The sequence below is a fragment of the Rothia sp. 18CD1-1 genome (assembly GCF_055285355.1).
Genome location: NZ_JBUZLI010000007.1, coordinates 182,882 through 203,572, shown reverse-complemented (window position 1 = coordinate 203,572; position 20,691 = coordinate 182,882). Strand labels below are relative to the sequence as shown.

The window sequence follows — 20,691 nt, the reverse complement described above, 5'->3', positions numbered from 1 at the left end:
CTTCCGGTGCTGATAGACCCGCCGATAAGCCGTAACAATGCTTAACAAAGAGAAGTCCCGCCGACACAGTGGGGATAATGAACTAGGTAAAGGGAGAACAGCAACAATGAGATGAGGACTACCGTGGCTCTTCAGACAGCTGGCCAGAACCGGGGACACACCGGGAATCTCAAATATGCTGACCGCATAGCTCTCACCGGTGTGGGCTGCGTGGGCTACCACGGTGTTCTCGATACCGAGAAACAGACCGGTCAGCCCTTTTTTGTCGATATCACCATGTTTACCGACTTCAGTCGCGCAACCGCCACCGATAACGTCGGCCACACGATCAACTACGCCGAGGTCGCCGAGTGTATTCGGGATGTGATCACGGGGGAGTCGCTGAACCTGATCGAGACCCTTGCCGAGAGGGTGGCCACCGAGGTGCTGGAGAGGTTTCCGCTGCTTGCCGTCGAGCTGACGGTGCATAAACCGAAGGCGCCGATAGAGGTGACCTTCTCCGATGTTTCGGTCACAATATTCCGGGAGAAGGAATGACAGTCACGGCGGTTCTCGCCCTCGGTTCTAATCTGGGTGACCGGGAAGAAACACTGATTCGAGCCGTTGTGGATTTGTGCAGTCACGCGCGTATTGAGCTACACAAGGTATCGCCGATAGCGGTTACCGCTGCCGTGGGTGGGCCGGCCGATCAGCCGGACTTCCTCAACATGGTGGTGGAGGTGGAGACCGATCTGCGTCCCTTTGACCTGCTGAGATACTGCCAGAGCGTTGAGAAAAAGCACCACCGTATTCGCCAAGTGCGGTGGGGGCCGCGTACCCTGGATATTGACATGATTACCTATGCTCACCTTGAGATGGATGAACCCGAGCTTACTCTGCCGCACCCGCTTGCCGGTCAGCGTGCGTTCGTGCTGGTTCCCTGGGCCCGCATGGATTCGTCGGCGATGCTGGGAGGTTTATCGGTGGCCGAGCTTGCTGAGCGGGCCGCAGACGCCTCCGGTATCCGTGAGTTCTTGGATGCGCCGGTGGTGTGCCGATGAAACAGCTCCGGGTCCGGGTACTGGTGCTTGTTGCTGTACTTGCCTTTGCGGCGGGTGCCATTCTCAACGGTGTGAGTCTGGCGCTGCAGGGGCCCCAGCTGCAACTACCGGCGGCAACAATGCTCATTTTTAGCCTGCTCTTTTCGGGTATTGCCCTGTGGCTGGGGCTTCAGGTGCGCAAGTACCAGTCGTATGATCGCCGCCGGGATGTTCCGCGAATGAATCCGCTCCTTGCCGCCCGCACCGCGGTTTTCGCTCAGGCTTGCGCCTACACGGGGGTTCTTCTGGGTGGCTGGCACCTGGCCCTACTGGTCTACCAGATCTCCCTTTTCCGGGTGCGGCTGATGTGGGACCCCCTGCTGCAGGTAATTGCAGACTGTGTGGCGGCAGCTGTGATGGTGGCGGTGGGCCTTGCGGTAGAGAACATGTGCAAGATTCCACCCGGTGACCCCGAGGACACCGATACCGGCGCCCAGATGCCGGTTAATCCGCGGGAGAACAGGGGCTATGCGAGGGAGAGCTAAACCGACGGCGCAAAAATCTGCCGTGTAAGCTTGAGACTAATGAACTCTTCACAACCTTCACGCCTGGGCATCGGGATTATCTCCGCCGGAAAAGTTGGGGCGGTGCTCGGTGCTGCTCTGCGGGCTGCCGGGCACTCCATTGTCGGTGTACACGCGGTTTCCGAAGAATCTCAAGATCGAGCGCAGAGCCTTCTTGACGGGGTGCCCCTGCTGACAGTCCACGATATCGTTGAGCGTAGCGAAGTGGTTTTGCTTGCCGTGCCCGACGACGCCCTGCCCGGACTGGTCACAGGTCTGGCGGAGACCGGATCCTGGCAGCAGGGCCACATCGTTATTCACACTAGTGGCCGCTTTGGGGTCGGGGTGCTTGAGGCGGCCCGTGCTCGCGGTGCCGTTGGGTTGGCGATTCACCCGGCCATGGCCTTTACCGGACTGTCGCTGGACCTCACCCGGATCAAAAACTCCAGTTTTGCGGTAACCGGCCCCGCCCCGTTTTTACCTATAGCCCAGGCGCTCACCGTGGAAATGGGGGCAGAACCGGTTATTATTGCGGAGGGGGACAGGGCGCTTTACCACGCAGCGCTCACCCACGCTGCCAACCACTGTGCGACTCTCACCGGCCAGGCCCTGAAGATTCTTAACTCTCTGGGTGTTGAAGATTCTGCTCGTCTGCTGGAACCCTTACTGAGAGCCTCTCTAGATAACGCGCTTGCCTCGGGAGAAAGAGCTCTGACAGGCCCCATAGCGCGGGGAGACGCGCAGACGGTGCGTGCCCACAGAGAAGAACTGGCCGGGTTTGCACGCGAGGAAAATGCTGAAGATATCGCGGCAGCCTACCTGGCTGTAGCCCGCGCCACCGCACAGCGGGCACATGCCGCCGGTGCGCTGACCGACGACCAGATGGCGCAAATACGCGCCGCGCTTGACTAAAAATTTCAGTCATTAACAATGAAAGGATCGCTCACTACCGTGACGGCAAGTCCCGAAATTATTCGATCTATTGAAGATATCCAAGCTAGGGTAGACGACTCTCTGGGTGCGGCTCAAGCGGAAATTGACCGGCAAGCGGAAAACGAGGCACAGCCGGCACGCACAGCCAGCCTGGGCTACGTGGCGACCATGGGGGCCCTGCACGAGGGGCACGCTACACTGATCCGCCGCGCTCGCGAGCAAAACGATGTGGTTGTTGTTTCTATTTTCGTCAACCCTCTACAGTTTGGCCCCCACGAAGATTTTGAGAAGTATCCGCGCACCCTTGAGGCGGATGCTGAGTTGGCGGCGGAGACCGGTGCCGATTTTATTTTTGCCCCCGACGTGGAGCAGATCTATCCCGGTGGTCAACCGCGTATTAGTGTTTCTGCGGGACCGCTCGGTTCCCGGTTTGAGGGCCGTACCCGACCGGGGCATTTTGACGGGGCGCTCACGGTGATTAACAAGTTTTTTAATATTTTGCGACCGGCTGCGGTGGGCTATATTTTTAATGCGTATTTTGGGCAAAAGGACGCCCAGCAGCTGTCGCTGGTGCAGCGCATGGTTTCTGATTTTAGCCACCGGGTAACTATCAAACCGGTGGCTGTGGTCCGCGAGGACAACGGCCTGGCAATATCCTCACGCAATCGTTTCTTATCGGAGACTGAGCGGGAGAGTGCCCTGGTTATTTCGCGAACCCTGGCCCTGTTGCGTGAGCAGCTTCTTGGTCAGCAGGTTCGGGACATCGATCTGCAGCCCGCTCGGGAGCGTATTAACTCCACCGAGGGTGTGCGCCTTGACTACCTTGAGGTGGTTGACCCGGTAACTTTTGAGGAGCCAACTGCTGATTCACAGCAGATTCTTGCACTGGTTGCCGCCTACGTGGGTGAAACCCGGCTCATCGACAATATGGAACTGCTTTAGCCGTCGTATTATCTACTAACCGTTAGGTTTTTATAGTGACTATGAATGAGAGGGGCACCGCCCCCGAGACATCCGCAAATTCTGAGAGATCCGAGCAGATGCAGATTCGCCTGGAAAAACGGGCTAGGCTGCTTGAATCCGGCCGTCAGGCATACCCTGTGGGGGTTGCTATCACCCACACGATTGAGCAGGTGCGCAACAAGTACGAGGGTAAGCTTGAGGCTGACGAGACCACCGGTGAGATTGTTGGTATTGCCGGGCGCGTGGTTTTTATTCGCAATACGGGCAAGCTCTGCTTTGCCGCCCTACAGCAGGGTAACGGTCAGCGGATTCAGGTGATGGTTTCCCTGGCCGGCGTGGGTGAGCAGGTGCTGGCCGACTGGAAGGCCCTGGTCGATTTGGGTGACCATGTTTTTGTGCACGGCGAGGTGATTTCTTCCCGCCGGGGCGAGCTGTCGGTGATGGCCGATAGCTGGCAGATGGCTTCTAAGGCTCTGCGGCCTCTGCCCACCCTGCACAAAGATCTCAATGAGGAGACCCGGGTGCGGCAGCGCTATCTCGACCTTATGGTGCGGCAGGAGGCCCGCGATATTGTGGTTAAGCGTGCCAGGATTACACAGATTGTTCGCGATGTGCTCAACAGCCACGGGTACGTTGAGATTGAGACTCCGATCTTGCAGCTGGTGCACGGCGGTGCTACGGCCCGCCCCTTTGAGACTCACCTCAATGCTTTTGACCAGAAGATGACCCTGCGTATCGCCACCGAGCTCTTTTTGAAGCGGGCTCAGGTGGGTGGTATTGAGCGGGTGTACGAGATCGGTCGGGTCTTTCGCAACGAGGGTATAGATTCTACGCACAGCCCCGAGTTCACCACCCTGGAGTGTTACGAGGCATATGCTGACCAGTTTGTGATGGCTCGGCGTATGCAGGAGATCATCATGGCCTGTGCCGATTCGTTAGGGATCTATGAGATTGAGACCGAGGCCGGTACCGTTGATCTTCGCGGTGAGTGGGCCTGGATTTCGGTGTATCCCGGCCTGTCTGAGGCGGTAGGGGTACAGATCACTCCCGAGACCGATGCCAAGACCCTGCGTGAAATTGCCGAGCAGCAGGGGGTTGCGGTGGACCCCGCCTGGGGCGAGCAGAAGCTGGTGATTGAGCTTTTCGGTGAAATTGTTGAACCCACCCTGGTTAACCCCACTTTTGTCTATGACTATCCGCCGCTGGCTCAGCCGCTGGCCCGCCCGCACCGCAGCGAACCCGGTGTGATTGAAGCCTGGGATTTGATTATTGGGGGTATGGAGCGGGGTACCGCTTTTTCTGAGCTGATCGACCCGGTGATCCAGCGACAGCGGCTGCTGGAACAGTCGCGTATGGCCGCCGACGGCGACGACGAGGCTATGCAGCTCGACGAGGATTTCTTGCGTGCTCTTGAATACGGGGCGCCGCCCATGGGGGGTATTGGGCTGGGTATTGACCGCCTTGTGATGCTCTTTACCGGTGCGGGTATTCGCGAGACCATTCTTTTTCCGCTGATGAAACCGGAGGCCGGCTAGGGGTTTTGCGTGCGGGGTGCAGCTTGTGCCCGGCTCGTCGACATTTAGCTTTTTCGGCGTATGCTTGATTCAGGTTGTCGTCAGAAGAAATGAGCTCAGGTGGATTATCTTATTGCCATTATTCCTTCGCTGTTTGCGGGCGTTGTTTTGTATTTTATCCTGCGCTGGATCAACCGGGCGGATCGTACCGAGCGTGAGGCCCAAAAGAATTCTCAGCTGGATGCGGAGCAGTGGTATGAAAGGGTGAAAAAATCTCGGGGCACCAGGGATCCGTTCGGTGAAAAATCCACCAAATATCATAAAGATACTAAATAACCATATATACCTATATAGCTAATCGCATTTATTTTTTATTTTGTGTTTTTATTGCTATTATCGGTATCGAGCTAGTAATCTAGTGAGCGGATTCTTCCCGTTCAGGGGTTGGCGCACCGGGGGTAAAGCACCTGTGTTCTATGCTTATTGTGCCTGCCGAATGGGAGTCGGAATATAAATGATGAGGAGACAGCTATGGCTCAAAAAGTAAAGATTATTCTTGAAGACGATCTTGATGGTGGTCCCGCCGACGAAACCCTGCGTTTTGGCCTGGACGGGGGTCAATACGAGATTGACCTTTCCAGCGCCAATGCGGCTCGCCTGCGCGATGCAATTCGTCCTTTTGCGGCAAAAGCACGCCGTGTGCAGAACCGTACCACCGGCCGCACCGCAACTAAGGGTAATGGTGCAACCAAGCGTAATCCCGAAACTTCTGTCATCCGCCAGTGGGCTAAGGACAACGGCTACGAGGTATCCGACCGCGGCCGTATCCACCAGGATATTCAGGATAAATACTATGCTTCGCAGAAGTACAAGAATAGCCTCTAAACCCAGAGGATTATAGTGGAGGGGGCGTCTGGTGGGCGCCCCCTCCTTTTTGTGTGAGGTGCCGGGGTTTAAGCAGAAAATTGCTCAGGGCTTAATGTGTGTGCTGATGGGCTTTCACCCCGTGCGAACAGCGCACTCACTGCCGTTAAAGCCGCGTAATCTTTTTCCTAACGTTAGGTTTGTTAGGAGTGTTCAATGTTTGAACGATTTACCGACCGTGCTCGGCGCGTGGTGGTTCTGGCGCAGGAAGAAGCGCGTATGCTCAACCACAATTACATTGGCACGGAGCATCTGCTGCTGGGGCTGATTCACGAGGGCGAGGGAATTGCCGCCCGCGCCCTGGAATCACTGGGGGTTACCCTGTCGGCGGTGCGTGAGCAGGTACAGGATATTATTGGGCCCGGACCGCAGGCACCCAGCGGACATATCCCTTTTACTCCCCGGGCCAAGAAGGTTTTGGAGCTTTCCATGCGGGAGGCGATCCAGCTCAACCACGGTTATATCGGTACCGAGCATATTCTGCTGGGCATGGTACGGGCCAACGAGGGGGTGGCCAACCAGGTGCTCAGCAAGCTTGGGGCTGATCCCGCTAAGGTGCGTCAGACCGTGACCGACATGATTTCTGGTTACCCCGGAAACGGCGGTGAGGGCAAGGAGACCGCCGGTGTGGGCGCGGGCCAGTCCAAGGCGGGGACCCCCGCCGGTTCGGCGATCCTGGACCAGTTCGGCACCAATCTCACCGCCGCTGCCCGCGAGGGTAAGCTTGACCCGGTGATTGGCCGGCACACCGAGATGGAGCGAGTGATGCAGGTTCTCTCGCGTCGAACCAAGAATAACCCGGTGCTCATCGGTGAACCCGGTGTGGGTAAAACCGCGGTGGTGGAGGGGCTAGCGCAGGCAATTGTGCACGGGGACGTACCCGAAATCCTCAAGGATAAGCACCTCTATACCCTGGATCTCGGTTCGCTGGTAGCCGGTTCCCGCTACCGCGGTGACTTTGAAGAGCGGCTGAAGAAGGTGCTTAAGGAGATCCGCACCCGCGGCGACATTATTCTTTTTATCGACGAGATTCACACCCTGGTGGGTGCCGGCGCAGCGGAGGGCGCAATTGATGCCGCCTCCATTCTCAAACCCATGCTCGCCCGCGGTGAGCTACAGACGATCGGCGCCACCACCTTGGACGAGTACCGCAAGCACATCGAAAAAGATGCTGCCCTGGAGCGCCGGTTCCAGCCTATTCAGGTGGATGAGCCCTCGCAGGCTCTGGCCATTGAAATTCTCAAGGGTGTTCGCGATAAGTACGAGGCCCACCACAGGGTTTCTATCTCCGATGAGGCACTGGAGTCTGCGGTTAACCTTTCGGCCCGCTACATCTCTGACCGTTTTCTGCCCGACAAGGCGGTTGACCTGATCGATGAGGCCGGTGCCCGCCTGCGTATCAAGCGTATGACCGCCCCGCCGGAGATCAAGATACTTGAAGAGCGGATCGGCAAGCTGAAATCGCAGAAGGAGGTGGCCATCTCCGACAACGAGTTTGAGAAGGCGGCGGATCTTCGCGATAAGGAACAGAAGCTGACCCGTGAGAAAGAGGAGAAAGAGAAGAAGTGGCGTGAGGACGGCGACGCCTTTGGAGAGGTGACCCCCGAGGTGATCTCTGAGGTGCTGGCAGCCTCGACCGGTGTCCCCGTCTACAAGATTACGGAGGAGGAGTCCGGCCGTCTGCTGAAGATGGAGGACGAGCTGCACAAGCGAGTGATCGGTCAGGACAACGCGATTAAGGCGCTGGCGCGGTCGATTCGGCGCACTCGGGCCGGGCTCAAGGACCCCAACCGTCCCGGCGGATCCTTCATCTTTGCAGGCCCCACCGGTGTCGGTAAAACGGAGCTGGCCAAGGCTTTGGCAGAATTCCTCTTTGGCGACGAGTCCGCACTGATCACGCTGGATATGTCGGAGTACCAGGAGAAGCACACGGTCTCCCGTCTCTTCGGTGCCCCTCCCGGCTATGTGGGCTTTGAGGAAGGCGGCCAGCTGACCGAGAAGGTGCGCCGCAAGCCTTTCTCTGTGGTGCTCTTCGACGAGGTTGAAAAGGCGCACGCCGATCTTTTCAACTCGCTACTTCAGATCCTTGAAGACGGCAGGCTCACCGACTCGCAGGGCCGGGTGGTCGATTTCAAGAATACGGTGATTATTATGACCACCAACCTGGGCTCTCGCGATATGGCGCGCAAGGTGCCCGTGGGTTTTCAGGGTGTTGGTGACCTCGAAGGCGACTACGAGCGGATGCAGGCGCGGGTGATGGAGGACCTCAAGGAGCACTTCCGCCCCGAATTCCTCAACCGCGTTGACGATATTATTGTCTTCCCGCAGCTTGACGAGAAAGAGATCCTTCAGATTGTTGACCTCTTTGTGGGGCGTCTGGCCAAGCGTCTGGCTGAGCAGGACATGAGTATTGAGCTGACCGATGCCGCCAAGGCGCTGATGGCTGCCAAGGGTTACGATCCTTCGATGGGTGCCCGCCCGCTGCGCCGCGAGATGCAGCGCAACATTGAGGATGTACTCTCCGAGAAGATTCTCTTTGGCGAGATCAAGCCGGGTGAGAAGATTACGGTTGATAGCGTGGGTGAGGGGGAACTGGCCACGTTCACGTTCTCCTCGCAGCCCATGAGCGAGCTGGAGAAGTCTATGGATTTTTCCGCCTACGAGAACCAGGACTCCGAGCCGCTGCCGGCGGAGCCCGAAGCCGCGGTGGTCAATGAGGCCGCTGAGCTTCAGGCCGATGACGACCAGCAGGTGCAGCCCGTGACCGAGAGAGGGCCGGGGTCAAGCGCGGGACAGAACCGCGACGACTTCTAGGCTGCCTCAGGGCGCGTATGCGAGAAATTCTCTAGCATCTCTACAGCGGGGCCGGTGCCAACAGTACTGTTGGCACCGGCCCCGCGTGTGTTGCACCGTCGGCCCCTAAAGGGATACCGTGGTGGCACCCACCTGCCGGGCAAGACCGTCGGCCAGCAGACCCTCAAAGCAGCGGTGGAGCTGTTCTTGCGGGGAGTTGAGCTTTCTCAGGTTGTCAACCGCCGGAACAATGTCGCGGGGAAGGCCGATGTCAGCCCTGCCGCCGGAGAGTAGGATACGCTGATCGATGGGATTCTCTGCCGCGCGCAACACCGCCATCATGGCCCCGCGAAGCTGCCGGTCTGTTCCGGCCCATGCCTGCCCGCGCGGAGTGTACTCCGCCCGAGGCTGCCCCGCCTCCAGCCAGGCGCAGCGGGAACGTACCGGGCAGACATCGCACCGCGGCGATTTTGCGGTACACACGAGGGCACCCAGCTCCATGGTGGCCGCATTCCAGATCACAGATTCTTGCAGGTCCCCGGGCATGAGCTCCTCGGCCAGCCGGGTTTCAGCCGCGGTGAGCGACCTGGCCGGTAGGGCCTGACCGGAGACGGCGCGGGCAAAGACCCGGCGAATATTGGTGTCAATAACCGTTGCCCGGTGCCCAAAGGCAAAAACGGTGATTGCGGCCGCGGTGTAGGAGCCAACACCGGGTAGGGCCAGCAGGTCGTCGTAGGATTCCGGGACCTCGCCGGAATGCTGGCTGACGATCGTCCGGGCCGCGGCATGAAGTCTCAGTGCCCGTCGCGGATAGCCCAGCCGGCCCCAGGCGCGGACCGCCTCGGATGGGTCAGCTGCTGCCAGATCTGCGGGGGTGGGCCACCGTTCCATCCACTGTTCCCAAACAGGTAAAACGCGGTTGACGGGGGTTTGCTGAAGCATGAATTCGCTGACCATGACCCCCCAACCGCTGCGGTCGCTGGCCCGCCAGGGGAGGTCTCGGGCGTGTGTTCGGTACCAGGAGATTATATTCTGGTGAAGGAATGTATAGTGTGGGCGGTGATGATCGGTGTTTGCTCTAGTGGACGGCATTTTATCACTGTAGACGATTTTTTCTGACGAAGAGAAAATCCACACAAGAGCCCACAAAACCGGTACCCTAGAGACATGTCTGAAAACGGTTTCGAAGAGCCCTACAGCGATGAGCCCACTCCCGAAGTCTATCGGAAACGTCGTATTGTTGCGATGCTGATCGCACTGGTCATCCTTCTACTTATTATCTGGGGTGCTGTCGCGCTCTTCCGCCCGGCCCCGGAGGGGGAGACCGCAAGCACCGCCGGGGCAACCACCTCAACAGAGCCCTTTAGTGATTTCTCGGCCAGGTCGTCGTCGGCCAGCGCCAGCCCGTCAGAAACCGCCGAGAGCTCGGAGACAGGAACCGCTACACCGAGCGAGTCCGCCCCCGCTGAAACCGAAGGTACAGCTCAAACCACCGAAACCGCCCAGGCCACCGAGGAGGCAACCCCGCAGGAGAGCGCGCAGGTCGAGCCGGTATCCTGCACTTCCGCCGACATGCAGATCTCCCTCAGCCTCGACCAGAACTCCTACACCGCAGGGCAAAACCCGGCTATCGTCGTTACCTACACCAACACCTCGGGAGATCCCTGTACCGTGGGCGAGACCGGGCAGCACAATGTTGACATCAACATCACCTCGGGGCCCGCCCAGGTCTACAACTACTCCATGTGCCGGCAGCCTGAAGGAGAGGCCGCAGAGCTTGCGGCCGGAGCAAGCGAAACAAAGGTAATCACCTGGGACCGCTCTATCAACGCCCTCGGCTGCGGTGGAAACCAGAGCATCCAGCCCGGCTACTACTGGGTGACAGCAACGGTCAACGGTGTGCCGTCTCAGCCGACCAGAATAATCGTGACCGGCTAGCGGGCCGCCCTACATAAAGCGTTCCAGCAGGGAAGACTCTGCCATCCGTGACAGCGACTCCCTGATCACCCGGGCCCGCTGTCCGCCAATACCCTCGACCGCTCGAAGGTCGTCGAGGGTTGCCGCCATGAGTCCCTGAAGACCGTCAAAACGCTCCACCAGGCGGTCCACCACGGCACCGGGCATAGACTCCACCCCGGCAAGTAGACGGTAGCCCCGTGGGAAAAGGGGAGACTCCATGTTGTCACCGGGTAGCCCCGTGGCCGCAGCGATGGTGGGGAGGTCAACAATATCCCTGTCCTCCAGGGACTCCAGGGAGGCCAGGGCAGCCCCGACCTCGCGCCTATCTTCCAGCCGCGCGGGCAGGTAGTCGTGCAGAATAATATCTGCTCCGGGCTGCTCCGGCTGGGTAAGCTCGTCCAGCTGTAGTGCAATCAGCCGGCCGCTGGTGCCAAGCTCCAGCACATAGTTGTTGACCTCGGCCGAAATCCGGCGGACCATCTCCATCCGCTGAAGGGTCGCGGCAACATCGCGCTGGGTAACGCTCGCCTCAATCTCCTGCGCCGACAGAGAATGAAGCACCTGCCCCAGACGCTTGGTATAAGACTCCAGTGTCTGGATCGCCTGGTTGGCACGGCTCATAATGGTCTGGGTGTTCTCCACCGTGTAGCGAATACCGTCAACGTAGACGGTAATCATCGACATGGATGAGCTCACCGAAATAACGGGAAAACCGGTTTGTAGAGCCACCCGCTCGGCGGTACGGTGGCGGGTACCCGACTCGTGGGTTTCGATCCTGGGATCGGGAAGAAGCTGCACTCCGGCCGTGTGAATCGTGGTCACCTCCCGGTTGCACACGATAGCGCCATCCATCTTGGCAAGTTCTCGTAGACGGGTGGCGGAGAAAGCTGTGTCGATAGTGAACCCGCCTGACTCCATGGCCTGAACCGTCTTGTCCTTGCCCAAAACGATGAGTGCCCCGGTACGGCCGCGCAGAATCCTATCAATTCCTTCGCGCAGTTCTGTTCCGGGAGCTATCTGGGCCAGGGTTTTCATGAGAGAGTCGCTATAGAGGGTGGGCACGTAACCATCTTACCCAAGGTTTATCGCTCGCCCTGCGGGAAAAGGAGGGCGAGAGCTTCGGAGACTGAGGAGACCTCCCGTACGGTAACCCCGGCGGGTACCTCGCCCACCCCGGCGGGGGAGGCCGGCACGAGCACGTGGGTGAAACCCAGGCGGGCCACCTCCGATATTCTCTGCCGTATACCGGGTACGGCGCGTACCTCTCCGGCAAGTCCCACCTCCCCGAAAACAGCCAGCTTACGGGGTAGAGGCTTATCCTGGGCGGCCGAGGCCAGCGCCATCACCGCGGCCAAATCGAGAGCCGGTTCGGTAATTTTCGCCCCGCCCACGGTGGAAATATAGCAGTCGAGTTTACCGACATTGAACCCGGCCCTTTTTTGCAGCACGGCAAGCAACATCGATATGCGCGAGCTGTCCAGGCCGGAGGTTGCCCGGCGCGGCTGAGGCCCCCCGGCTTGGTCAAGGAGTGCCTGAATCTCGGCGAGCAGAGGGCGCCTCCCCTCCATGGTGACGGTCAGGCAGGTGCCAGAGACCGGGTGCGGTGTGCGCGAGACGAACAGCCCCGAGGGGTCGGTGACCGGCACAATACCGTCTTCTGCCATGTCGAAGCAGCCCACCTCATCGGTGGGGCCGTAGCGGTTCTTGACGGCGCGCAACATACGAATCCGGCTGTGCTTATCGCCCTCAAACTGGCAAACCACATCGACCAGGTGTTCCAGCAGACGAGGCCCGGCGATACTGCCCTCCTTGGTCACGTGTCCCACCAGCAGGGTGCACATGTTGCGCTGCTTGGCCGCGGTAATGATTGAGGCGGCCACCTCGCGCACCTGGGTTGGCCCCCCGGCGCTCCCCTCCACCTCTGCCGAGGCCAGGGTTTGCACCGAGTCGAGGACAAGTAGCCCCGGATCTACCCGCTCAATATGGGCAAGGACCGCGGCGAGATCGGTTTCTGCGGCCAGGTAGAGAGTTTCGGCGAGAGCGCCGGTGCGATCTGCTCGTAGCCGCACCTGCGCGGCGGACTCTTCGCCGGTGATATAGAGAACGTGGGATCTGTTTGCGCTCTGCCGGCTACGGGCAAAGGTGGCGGCCACGTCGAGAAGAAGGGTTGACTTTCCGACCCCGGGCTCCCCGGCCATCAGAACCACTGCCCCGGGGACCAGCCCGCCACCCAGCACCCGGTCAAGCTCGGGGTTGCCGCTTGGCATATAGCGGGCAAGGGCGGGGTCAACCTGCCCGATAGGCTGTGCCGGTGAACTCACCGAGCTGGCAGCCACCGTTTGCGCACTGCCCGCCCCGGTTTCCTCAACCGTGCCCCACTGCTGACACTGACCGCACCGACCAACCCACTTGGCGGTACTCCAGCCGCACTCGGTGCACCTGTAGACGGTAGTACGTGATGTTTTACGAGAAGCCATAAGACCAATCTTAGAGGCCGGCTACGACACTGTAGGGTGATTTTTCCACGCGCTGAGATCACTTGCGCTTGTGCTGGTCGGATCGCAACACAACATTGAGTGCCCGGGTGTCGTCGGGCGCCAGCGAGTCCAGCTCTTCGCCGTCGGTGTCATCGGTGCTATCCGCAGCGGCGGTGATGGTGATGCGCGGAGTCTGCGCCGGCGCCACCTGCCGGATCCCGCTGGTCCTCGGTGCGTGTTCGGTCATGGACTCACCCAGGGGAATGAGAATACTGCCGGCTTCCTCTGCGGGGAGCCCGGTGGCCTCGAGCAGGTCGATCACCAGAGGGCGGATCATGAGCACCAGAGATTCTGCCTCCATGGTGCGAACCCCCATGAGTGCCGGGTCCAGGGTTTGAGCAACCTGCACAAGGTCGTTTTGGGCGCGGCTTTTGAGGGCTTCACGCACCTGCTGGTCGGGTGCGGCCATGGCCTCGCCGAGCAGGGCGGTAGCTCCGCTGATCTGCTGGAGGGTGTCGGAGATAGATTCTATGGCCGTCTCGGATATTTGCACGTTGCCGATGGTTGAGGCCATCCGGCGCACCAGCACCCTGGTGTTACGAATGGCCAGGTCGACGGCGTTGAGTGTTGCCGAAAACTCCTCAAGCTCCCTGAGACGGTTTTTGCCCAGTAAAGAAATTTGCGCCATTCCCTTGGCGGTAACAACATCGCCGTCGGCGGCATCGTAGAGGCCCTGGAGCCTGCGTGCCCTCTCCAGGTTTTCCTGAGCCAGGTCGCTGCTGTAGGCGCGCATAGCCTTCACCGACTGGTTGAGTACCGCGCTGTAGGCGTTCATGAGCTTCAGGGCGTTGACTCGGGGGGCCACCCGGGGGTCTTTGGGGAAAAGAAACATCATGAGAAAAGCAAAAATACCGCCGACAATGGCGTCGAGGCTGCGGGCAAAGGGGCCGTCGGCGGTGGGGGCCATGAGCACCACCAGGCATGATTGCAGACCCATCTGAATGGTGAAGATAATACCGTTGTCTAGAAATCGGGCCACCAGAATAGAAATAAAAAGCACGATAGCCGCCTGCCACAGGCCGCGGCCGAGCACCAGCATCAGAGCGTCACCAATCAAAATGCCCAGGGTGACCCCCAGTGTCACTTCGAGCATACGGCGGGCGTGCGTGGCTCCACGCACAAATCCTAGCGAGACAATGGCGGCGGTGGCCGCAAAAATGGGTTCCCGATGGCCGAGGATAGCCTCGGCAAAGGCGTAAGCGCCGATACCGGAGACAACAATCTGAAGGGACTGGAAGAAGCCCTCACGCACGCGGGCCATCCCCGTGCGGTAGCGGGAGACCGCTTGCCCGGTCAAGGAGCGGAGAGAATCGGAGAAAGCCATACCTCCCAGTTTAAAGAATTAAAGCTTCCGGCAGGGGCCAGAGTTAAGGAGTCGTTTACCGCGGGGCATTATTTGCGCTACCTTCAGCTTTTAGAGTTCTGACCGTGCGGTTGTACCGGGCCGCTCCAGGTATTGAGATAGGGAAGACCTTTGAGAGCAAAAATAGTGACGCATGTGGCAGCTCTGGTAGCAGCTGGGCTGCTTGTGCTTTCTGCCTGCGGTAGCGACAACCCGACCGGCGAAACTCCGTCCAACCCTGATGCCGGTGGGCTGACCGGGACCCTTTCCGGTGTGGGCGCATCCTCCCAGCAGGCTGTTATCACGGCCTGGGAATCAGGGTTCTCCTCCGCCCATCCCGGCGCAAGCGTGCAGTATTCTCCTGACGGTTCCGGTGCGGGGCGTAAGGCTTTCCTGGCCGGTGGCGCTAGCTTTGCCGGCTCTGATGCCCACCTGACTACCGACGAATACGAGCAGTCGAAAGAGGTGTGCGGAGAAAACGGCGCAATCAATATCCCCGTCTACACATCTCCCATAGCGATCGCTTTCAACCTACCCGGTATTGATTCCCTGAACCTTGACCCCGAGACCATCGCGCAAATATTTAGGGGTGAGATAGGCAGCTGGAATGACACCGCAATTACCTCGCAGAACGAGGGTGTGAATATCCCGGATACCCCCATTACGGTGGTGCACCGCTCCGATGATTCCGGCACCACCGAAAATTTCACCGAGTATCTGGCTGCCTCCGCCGGCGCGGCCTGGGGTAAGGAGCCGGACGGTGAGTGGCCCAGTGACTACGCGGGCGAGTCCAATAAGGGAACTGCCGGGGTCGTCTCTACCACATCGGCCACCAGGGGCGCTATCACCTATGCCGATGCCTCAGCCACCGGCAACCTGGGCGGGGTGAGGGTGAAAGTTGGTGGCGACTACGTTGAGCTTTCCGCCGAGGCTGCGGCGAAAACGGTGGAGATATCTGAGCGGGTGTCGGGCGGGCATGAGCATGATATGTCAGTCGATGTTAACCGCACCCCCGACACCTCCGATGCCTACCCGGTGGTGCTGGTTTCTTACCATATTGTCTGCTCCTCCTACGGTAGCCAGAGCACCGCTGAGCTAGTGAAGGCTTACGAGTCATACGTGGTTTCTGCGGAGGGGCAGCAGGCCGCCGCGGCTGCGGCGGCCTCGGCACCGATGACCGAAAGTCTGCGTAGCGAAGCCCGGCAGGCTATCGAATCGATAGGGGTGAGCAGCTGATAACCATGAGCCAAAACCACCGCGTACCACAGCCCCAAGACCGTATATCTACGCCCTCACAGCCACCACAACCGAGCCCGCGGCAGACCGCCCGGGGCGGGGGCAGCCCTCTCGCCGATAGAGTCTTCTCGGGTATATCCCTGGGTGCCGGGTTGCTGATCCTTGTTGTGCTCGGTGCGGTTGCGGTTTTTCTGGTGGCCCAATCGGCACCGGTTTTTACCGCTGACCCCGATGATCTCACCGACTCTAACTTTTTTACCTATATCTACCCGCTGGCTATCGGGACCCTGATTGCGGCGGCAATTGCGCTACTTTTGGCAACCCCGGTGGGGGTGGGAGTGGCCCTCTATATTTCCCACTACGCACCCGCAAAGATTGCGCGACCGGTGGGGTACGTGATCGACTTACTGGCGGCTATCCCCTCGGTTATTTTTGGTGCCTGGGGTGCCGCCGTGCTGGCACCGAGAATCGTGCCCTTCTATGACTGGCTAGCCACCTTTCTGGGCTGGATCCCTTTCTTTGCCGGGCCCGCTTCGCAGACCGGGAAAACCATTCTTACCGCGGGTATAGTGCTGGGCATCATGGTGCTGCCCATCATTACCTCCATGTGCCGGGAAATATTTGTGCAAACCCCTCAACTGCAGGAAGAGGCGGCTCTGGGGCTGGGGGCCACCCGCTGGGAAATGATCACCATGGCGGTTCTGCCCTTTGCCAGAACCGGCATTATCTCTGCGGTCATGCTGGCCCTGGGGCGAGCCCTGGGCGAAACAATGGCGGTTACCCTGGTGCTCGCGGGTGGCCCCCTCACCGCGTCCATCATCAGGTCGGGCAACCAAACTTTTGCCTCGGAGATAGCGCTCAACTTTCCCGAGGCGTACGGGATCGGCATGTCAGAGCTCATCGCGGCCGGCCTGGTGCTGTTCATCATCACCCTGGCGGTCAATGTCGCCGCACGCATCATCACAAGCCGCTACAAAGATTTTTCGGGAGCTAACTCATGAGCCAGTCCCCTGTTCCTTCACGGCTCACTAGCGGTCAGGCCCCGCGCTGGCTGTCCCCCGCGGTCGGCGCCGGCTCTCTTCTGCTGGGCGCAGCGATCTCAGCTCTCATCGGGTTCTCCGTAGCCGCCTGGGCGGTCTGCGCCGGGCTCATCTTCGTCCTGGTAACACCGCTTGCAACCGGCATGATCGAGGGACGACGCAGGGGCACCGATACCCTGGCGCGGCTTCTTATCTACAGCGCCTTCCTCGTCGCCCTGATCCCCCTGGTCTCGGTGCTGTGGACAGTCCTGGTTAAAGGGGTTCCCGGGCTCTCCACCAACCTGCTGTTCTACTCCATGAAAGGAGTCACCGGAGTCCACGACAACGCCGCTGCCGCGGGCGAGGCGCCCGTTGTCGGCGGTATCTACCACGCGGTGGTGGGTACCCTGGAAATCACCCTGCTGGCAACCCTCATGTCGGTTCCTGTTGGCCTGCTGACCGCCATCTACCTGGTGGAGTACTCCCCGAACGGGCGGTTGGGCAAAATAATCACCTTCTTCGTGGACGTCATGACCGGTATCCCCTCCATTGTCGCCGGTCTTTTTGCCGCATCGTTCTTTGCCCTGGCCACAGGTAACCCTTCAGAGCGCACCGGTTTCGTGGCCGCCGTGGCGCTGTCTGTGCTCATGATCCCCACCGTGGTGCGTAGTACCGAAGAAATGCTACGCATCGTACCCAAAGAGTTAAGGGAAGCCTCCTACGCCCTGGGGGTGCGCAAATGGCGGACCATCGTTAAAGTGGTGATACCCACCGCGCTGTCGGGTATCGCCTCCGGGGTCACCCTGGCGATCGCCAGGGTGATCGGTGAGACCGCGCCCATTCTGGTTACCGCCGGCTTCGTAACATCCATCAACTGGAACGCCTTCAGCGGCTGGATGGCGACCTTACCCACCTACATCTACTACCAGATCATGACACCCACCAGCCCCACAGCGGCGGAGGTCTCCGAGACCCGCGCCTGGGCGGCAGCACTGGTACTCATCATCATCGTGATGGTGCTCAACCTTCTCGCCCGGGCTATCGCCAAAATTTTTGCGCCCAAAACCGACCGCTAACCACCCTGAAAAGTAAGGAAACACCAGTGTCAAAACGGATAGACGTCGAGCACCTCAACGTGTACTACGGTAAATTTCTGGCGGTAGAGGATATCACGATGACCGTTGACGCCCGCTCGGTCACCGCCTTTATCGGCCCCTCGGGGTGCGGAAAATCCACCTTCCTACGCACCCTCAACCGTATGCACGAGGTCATCGACGGCGCCTACGCCAGAGGTCGGGTACTGCTCGACGGCGAAGACCTCTACGGCAAAGGGGTCGACCCGGTGGCGGTGCGCTCGCAGGTGGGCATGGTTTTTCAGCGTCCCAACCCCTTTCCCACCATGTCGATCAGGGAGAATGTGCTTGCCGGGTTCAAACTGAACAACCGAAAAATTTCGCGGTCTGATGCCGATGACCTGGTGGAGAGCTCGCTGCGCGGTGCCAACCTCTGGGAGGAGGTCAAAGATCGCCTGGACAAGCCCGGTGCGGGCCTTTCCGGTGGGCAACAGCAGCGTCTGTGCATAGCCCGGACCATAGCGGTTAAACCGAATGTGATCCTCATGGATGAGCCCTGCTCGGCCCTCGACCCCATCTCCACGCTGGCCGTTGAAGACCTGATCAACGAACTCAAGGACGAATACACCGTAGTGATTGTCACCCACAATATGCAGCAGGCGGCCCGGGTGTCAGACAAAACAGCATTTTTTAATATTGCGGGGACGGGTAAGCCGGGCCGGCTCATCGAGTACGCTCCCACCCAGGAGATCTTCAACAACCCCAAGGAGAAGGCAACGGAAGACTACGTATCCGGGCGGTTTGGTTAGCCGGGTACACAAAAAGGGGGCCGTTGCGTTTTAGCGCAACGGCCCCACCCGATCCTTACTGCTCCTTGGTGAGCGAAAGCTCGAACTCCAGAGAGATCTTATCCGAGATCATCACCCCGCCGGTATCCAGAGTCTCATTCCAGGAGACCCCCCATTCTTTACGGTTGATACGCCTACCGCCCTCAAGGCCCGCACGGATATTCCCGAAGGAATCGGTGTTGATTCCGGTGAGGTCTAGCGGGATAGAGACCGAGCGGGTGATCCCGCGGATGGTGAGATCACCAACCACGATGAACTGGTTGCTATCAACCTCGTCGATAGTGGTCGAAACAAACTCAATGTCGGGGAACTCTTCAGCGTTGAAGAAATCCTTGTTCTTGAGGTGCTGGTCGCGGTCGGCGTTGCGGGTGTCAATACTATCGACCTTAACCTTGACCCAGGCCGAAGACTTGCTCCAGTTTTCGGCGCTGATATGCGCTGCCCCCTCAACATCGTTGAAGGCGCCGCGCACCTTGGTTACCATGGCGTGGCGGGCTGAGAAGCCCAAACGCGAGTGCATTGGGTCGATCTTCCAATCGCCAACAAACTGAGAATCAACAGACAAATTGAAACCCCTATCAAACTATTGAAGTGCTGTGTGGTGGATGTTTACCGCATAGATTTCAGTTCCAACCTGGAGCGGGTCTTGGCGGAGGCTCGATGAATAAACATACAACTGTTTAAGATTATAGTTTTTTACCACTGAAAATGGTTCTTTATTTTTGTCCACTATAAGGGTGGCAAGGCCAGCGGTGCGAGATTCCCCGCGCTCGCACGAACGGATACTGCTTCACTGTTCACCTCGATGAGACCTGTAGATTTACGGATCGGTGTCTATGAAGATTCTAGAACATTATGGCCTGAGTTTGTGTGTCTTGCCGTGAAATGTAGACATAACGCCCTACACGGTTCGTGCCCTGGTGTGGTTCGGGCAGCTGCCGTGTTGGCGACGCTACGACAGGAGTGGGGAGAAAGCCAAGAGAAGAGTGGCGGAGAAGATGAAGGACATGGGGATAGTGGCGAGCCAGGTCATGAGCAGTTTCCCCACGATGCCGGTGCGGATAGAGCTGAACTTCTGGTTGAGTCCCGATCCCAGCACCGAGCTTGCGGCCAGGTGCGACGATGATACGGAACCGGCCAGCATGAGCTGTGAGAGGAGCAGCACCAGCGAGGTGGTACCCTGGGCAACCGAGCCCCGGAAGGGATCAAGGTGCACCATCTTGTGGGCGAAGGTGTAGCCGATGCGCCAGCCGCCCAGCATGGTGCCGGCGGCTAGAACCAGTGCGCAGAGTACCAGCACACTGCCGTCGAGCCAGCTACTGTTTTCTATCCCCGAAGCCAGGCAGATCATCGTGAAGAGCACCAGTGCGCGTTGGCCCACCTGAATACCGTGGGTGAGCGAGATAAGAGAGTTGGCCAGGGACATGATGTTGCGCGATACCCTGTTGACCGTGCGAGGGTAGGCTTTATCGGCCAACCGTCGCAGGGGAAAAACCAGAACCCAGGAGATGCCGAAACTCAGAAGCGGGAACAGCAACATGGGCACGAGAATGAGGGCGTACCCGGGGTGGTTGAAGGGTGAAAGCTGCGTGAGCCCCACGGTGTGTGCGGCCCAGGTTGAGCCGAGTATCCCGCCCAGCAGCGCCTGGGTAGAGGATGAGGGCATGCGGAGCCACCAGGTGATTACTCCCCAGCTGATGTGCGCGATGAAGGCGGTGACCAGCATGGCTAGACCGATGTCGGAGCGGGGCAGATTCACCGGCTGAGCGGTGTAGTGGGTGAGCCAGGTTCCGCCCAGGAGCACACCGACCACGTTGAAGAAGGCGCTCATCTTGAGGGCTGTTTGCGGGGTGAGGGAGCGGGTGCGTACCGCGACGGCGACGGCGTTGGGGGCGTCGTGAAAACCCGAAACGAGCAGGTAGCCGGCGAGTCCGCAGAGGCTGGCGATAAGAAGCAGGAGGGTCACTG

At 59.5% G+C, this 20,691-nt stretch carries 20 protein-coding genes; 14 read left to right on the top strand and 6 right to left on the bottom strand.

Features of this window, described 5'->3' with window-relative positions; all coding sequences use genetic code 11:
* Positions 1-123 precede the first annotated feature (123 nt).
* The 9 genes from folB (at position 124) to ACS1BR_RS06715 (ending at position 8,730) form a co-directional block, all read left to right on the top strand.
* Positions 124-537 carry a dihydroneopterin aldolase gene (gene folB, locus ACS1BR_RS06755; RefSeq protein WP_463561194.1) on the top strand — a complete coding sequence of 138 codons (414 nt, stop codon included), beginning with the start codon at positions 124-126 and terminating at the stop codon, positions 535-537.
* Positions 534-1,040, top strand: a complete 507-nt coding sequence (gene folK / locus ACS1BR_RS06750) for a 2-amino-4-hydroxy-6-hydroxymethyldihydropteridine diphosphokinase (RefSeq protein WP_463561193.1) — start codon at positions 534-536, stop codon at positions 1,038-1,040. Before folB ends, folK begins: the two co-directional genes overlap by 4 nt.
* The gene (locus tag ACS1BR_RS06745; RefSeq protein ID WP_463561192.1) at positions 1,037-1,564 is read left to right on the top strand and encodes a DUF3180 domain-containing protein; all 528 of its coding nucleotides are present in this window, start codon (positions 1,037-1,039) and stop codon (positions 1,562-1,564) included. Before folK ends, ACS1BR_RS06745 begins: the two co-directional genes overlap by 4 nt.
* Positions 1,565-1,603: 39 nt before the next feature.
* On the top strand, positions 1,604-2,494 hold the full coding sequence (locus ACS1BR_RS06740; protein WP_463561191.1) for a Rossmann-like and DUF2520 domain-containing protein: 891 nt from the start codon (positions 1,604-1,606) through the stop codon (positions 2,492-2,494).
* 18 nt (positions 2,495-2,512) lie between these two features.
* Positions 2,513-3,457 (top strand): pantoate--beta-alanine ligase, encoded by a 945-nt coding sequence (panC, locus tag ACS1BR_RS06735; RefSeq protein WP_463561190.1) that lies wholly within the window; start codon positions 2,513-2,515, stop codon positions 3,455-3,457.
* Positions 3,458-3,498: 41 nt separating this feature from the next.
* Positions 3,499-5,013: a lysine--tRNA ligase gene (gene lysS / locus ACS1BR_RS06730; RefSeq protein ID WP_463561189.1), complete on the top strand. Its 1,515-nt coding sequence runs from the start codon at positions 3,499-3,501 to the stop codon at positions 5,011-5,013.
* A 99-nt stretch (positions 5,014-5,112) separates the two neighbouring features.
* Positions 5,113-5,328, top strand: a complete 216-nt coding sequence (locus ACS1BR_RS06725) for a hypothetical protein (RefSeq protein WP_463561188.1) — start codon at positions 5,113-5,115, stop codon at positions 5,326-5,328.
* A 195-nt stretch (positions 5,329-5,523) separates the two neighbouring features.
* A complete protein-coding gene (locus ACS1BR_RS06720; protein ID WP_463561187.1) occupies positions 5,524-5,877 on the top strand; it encodes a histone-like nucleoid-structuring protein Lsr2 in 354 nt (117 codons plus the stop codon).
* A 195-nt stretch (positions 5,878-6,072) separates the two neighbouring features.
* The gene (locus ACS1BR_RS06715) at positions 6,073-8,730 is read left to right on the top strand and encodes an ATP-dependent Clp protease ATP-binding subunit (RefSeq protein WP_463561186.1); all 2,658 of its coding nucleotides are present in this window, start codon (positions 6,073-6,075) and stop codon (positions 8,728-8,730) included.
* A 105-nt stretch (positions 8,731-8,835) separates the two neighbouring features.
* On the opposite strand, the gene ACS1BR_RS06710 is transcribed toward ACS1BR_RS06715, so the two are convergent.
* Entirely contained in the window at positions 8,836-9,801 is a 966-nt protein-coding gene (locus ACS1BR_RS06710) for an HhH-GPD family protein (protein ID WP_463561185.1), read from the bottom strand.
* Between the two features lie 75 nt (positions 9,802-9,876).
* Here ACS1BR_RS06710 and ACS1BR_RS06705 point away from each other — a divergent pair, with 75 nt between their 5' ends.
* A complete protein-coding gene (locus ACS1BR_RS06705) occupies positions 9,877-10,647 on the top strand; it encodes a hypothetical protein (RefSeq protein ID WP_463561184.1) in 771 nt (256 codons plus the stop codon).
* A gap of 9 nt (positions 10,648-10,656) precedes the next feature.
* Here the strand turns inward: ACS1BR_RS06705 and disA are convergent, their stop codons facing one another.
* From disA to ACS1BR_RS06690, 3 genes are read right to left on the bottom strand one after another with little or no spacing between them, the layout of a single operon-like run.
* Positions 10,657-11,703, bottom strand: a complete 1,047-nt coding sequence (gene disA, locus ACS1BR_RS06700; RefSeq protein ID WP_463561259.1) for a DNA integrity scanning diadenylate cyclase DisA — start codon at positions 11,701-11,703, stop codon at positions 10,657-10,659.
* 47 nt (positions 11,704-11,750) lie between these two features.
* Entirely contained in the window at positions 11,751-13,145 is a 1,395-nt protein-coding gene (gene radA / locus ACS1BR_RS06695) for a DNA repair protein RadA (protein WP_463561183.1), read from the bottom strand.
* 58 nt (positions 13,146-13,203) lie between these two features.
* Positions 13,204-14,529, bottom strand: a complete 1,326-nt coding sequence (locus ACS1BR_RS06690) for an FUSC family protein (protein WP_463561182.1) — start codon at positions 14,527-14,529, stop codon at positions 13,204-13,206.
* 174 nt (positions 14,530-14,703) lie between these two features.
* On the opposite strand from ACS1BR_RS06690, the gene ACS1BR_RS06685 reads away from it, so the two are divergent.
* From ACS1BR_RS06685 to pstB, 4 genes are read left to right on the top strand one after another with little or no spacing between them, the layout of a single operon-like run.
* Positions 14,704-15,783 (top strand): phosphate ABC transporter substrate-binding protein PstS, encoded by a 1,080-nt coding sequence (locus ACS1BR_RS06685; RefSeq protein ID WP_463561181.1) that lies wholly within the window; start codon positions 14,704-14,706, stop codon positions 15,781-15,783.
* A gap of 5 nt (positions 15,784-15,788) precedes the next feature.
* Positions 15,789-16,784: a phosphate ABC transporter permease subunit PstC gene (gene pstC / locus ACS1BR_RS06680; RefSeq protein WP_463561180.1), complete on the top strand. Its 996-nt coding sequence runs from the start codon at positions 15,789-15,791 to the stop codon at positions 16,782-16,784.
* The gene (gene pstA / locus ACS1BR_RS06675; protein ID WP_463561179.1) at positions 16,781-17,878 is read left to right on the top strand and encodes a phosphate ABC transporter permease PstA; all 1,098 of its coding nucleotides are present in this window, start codon (positions 16,781-16,783) and stop codon (positions 17,876-17,878) included. Before pstC ends, pstA begins: the two co-directional genes overlap by 4 nt.
* A 26-nt stretch (positions 17,879-17,904) precedes the next feature.
* Positions 17,905-18,684, top strand: coding sequence for a phosphate ABC transporter ATP-binding protein PstB (gene pstB, locus ACS1BR_RS06670; protein ID WP_463561178.1), 780 nt, complete (start codon positions 17,905-17,907; stop codon positions 18,682-18,684).
* Positions 18,685-18,739: 55 nt separating this feature from the next.
* Here pstB and ACS1BR_RS06665 read toward each other — a convergent pair whose 3' ends face one another.
* Entirely contained in the window at positions 18,740-19,288 is a 549-nt protein-coding gene (locus tag ACS1BR_RS06665) for a YceI family protein (protein WP_463561177.1), read from the bottom strand.
* A gap of 387 nt (positions 19,289-19,675) precedes the next feature.
* Complete coding sequence (locus tag ACS1BR_RS06660) at positions 19,676-20,689, bottom strand: anion permease (protein WP_463561176.1); 1,014 nt, start codon at positions 20,687-20,689, stop codon at positions 19,676-19,678.
* Positions 20,690-20,691: the final 2 nt, after the last annotated feature.

Excerpts from the sequence above, each read along its gene's own strand:
- ACS1BR_RS06745 (WP_463561192.1), top strand. The coding sequence starts at position 1,037 with ATGAAACAGCTCCGGGTCCGGGTACTGGTGCTTGTTGCTGTACTTGCC.
- pstC (WP_463561180.1), top strand. The coding sequence starts at position 15,789 with ATGAGCCAAAACCACCGCGTACCACAGCCCCAAGACCGTATATCTACG.
- ACS1BR_RS06720 (WP_463561187.1), top strand. The coding sequence starts at position 5,524 with ATGGCTCAAAAAGTAAAGATTATTCTTGAAGACGATCTTGATGGTGGT.
- ACS1BR_RS06740 (WP_463561191.1), top strand. The coding sequence starts at position 1,604 with ATGAACTCTTCACAACCTTCACGCCTGGGCATCGGGATTATCTCCGCC.
- ACS1BR_RS06710 (WP_463561185.1), bottom strand. The coding sequence starts at position 9,801 with ATGCCGTCCACTAGAGCAAACACCGATCATCACCGCCCACACTATACA.
- pstA (WP_463561179.1), top strand. The coding sequence starts at position 16,781 with ATGAGCCAGTCCCCTGTTCCTTCACGGCTCACTAGCGGTCAGGCCCCG.
- ACS1BR_RS06690 (WP_463561182.1), bottom strand. The coding sequence starts at position 14,529 with ATGGCTTTCTCCGATTCTCTCCGCTCCTTGACCGGGCAAGCGGTCTCC.
- folK (WP_463561193.1), top strand. The coding sequence starts at position 534 with ATGACAGTCACGGCGGTTCTCGCCCTCGGTTCTAATCTGGGTGACCGG.
- disA (WP_463561259.1), bottom strand. The coding sequence starts at position 11,703 with ATGAAAACCCTGGCCCAGATAGCTCCCGGAACAGAACTGCGCGAAGGA.
- lysS (WP_463561189.1), top strand. The coding sequence starts at position 3,499 with ATGAATGAGAGGGGCACCGCCCCCGAGACATCCGCAAATTCTGAGAGA.
- radA (WP_463561183.1), bottom strand. The coding sequence starts at position 13,145 with ATGGCTTCTCGTAAAACATCACGTACTACCGTCTACAGGTGCACCGAG.
- ACS1BR_RS06715 (WP_463561186.1), top strand. The coding sequence starts at position 6,073 with ATGTTTGAACGATTTACCGACCGTGCTCGGCGCGTGGTGGTTCTGGCG.
- panC (WP_463561190.1), top strand. The coding sequence starts at position 2,513 with ATGAAAGGATCGCTCACTACCGTGACGGCAAGTCCCGAAATTATTCGA.
- ACS1BR_RS06705 (WP_463561184.1), top strand. The coding sequence starts at position 9,877 with ATGTCTGAAAACGGTTTCGAAGAGCCCTACAGCGATGAGCCCACTCCC.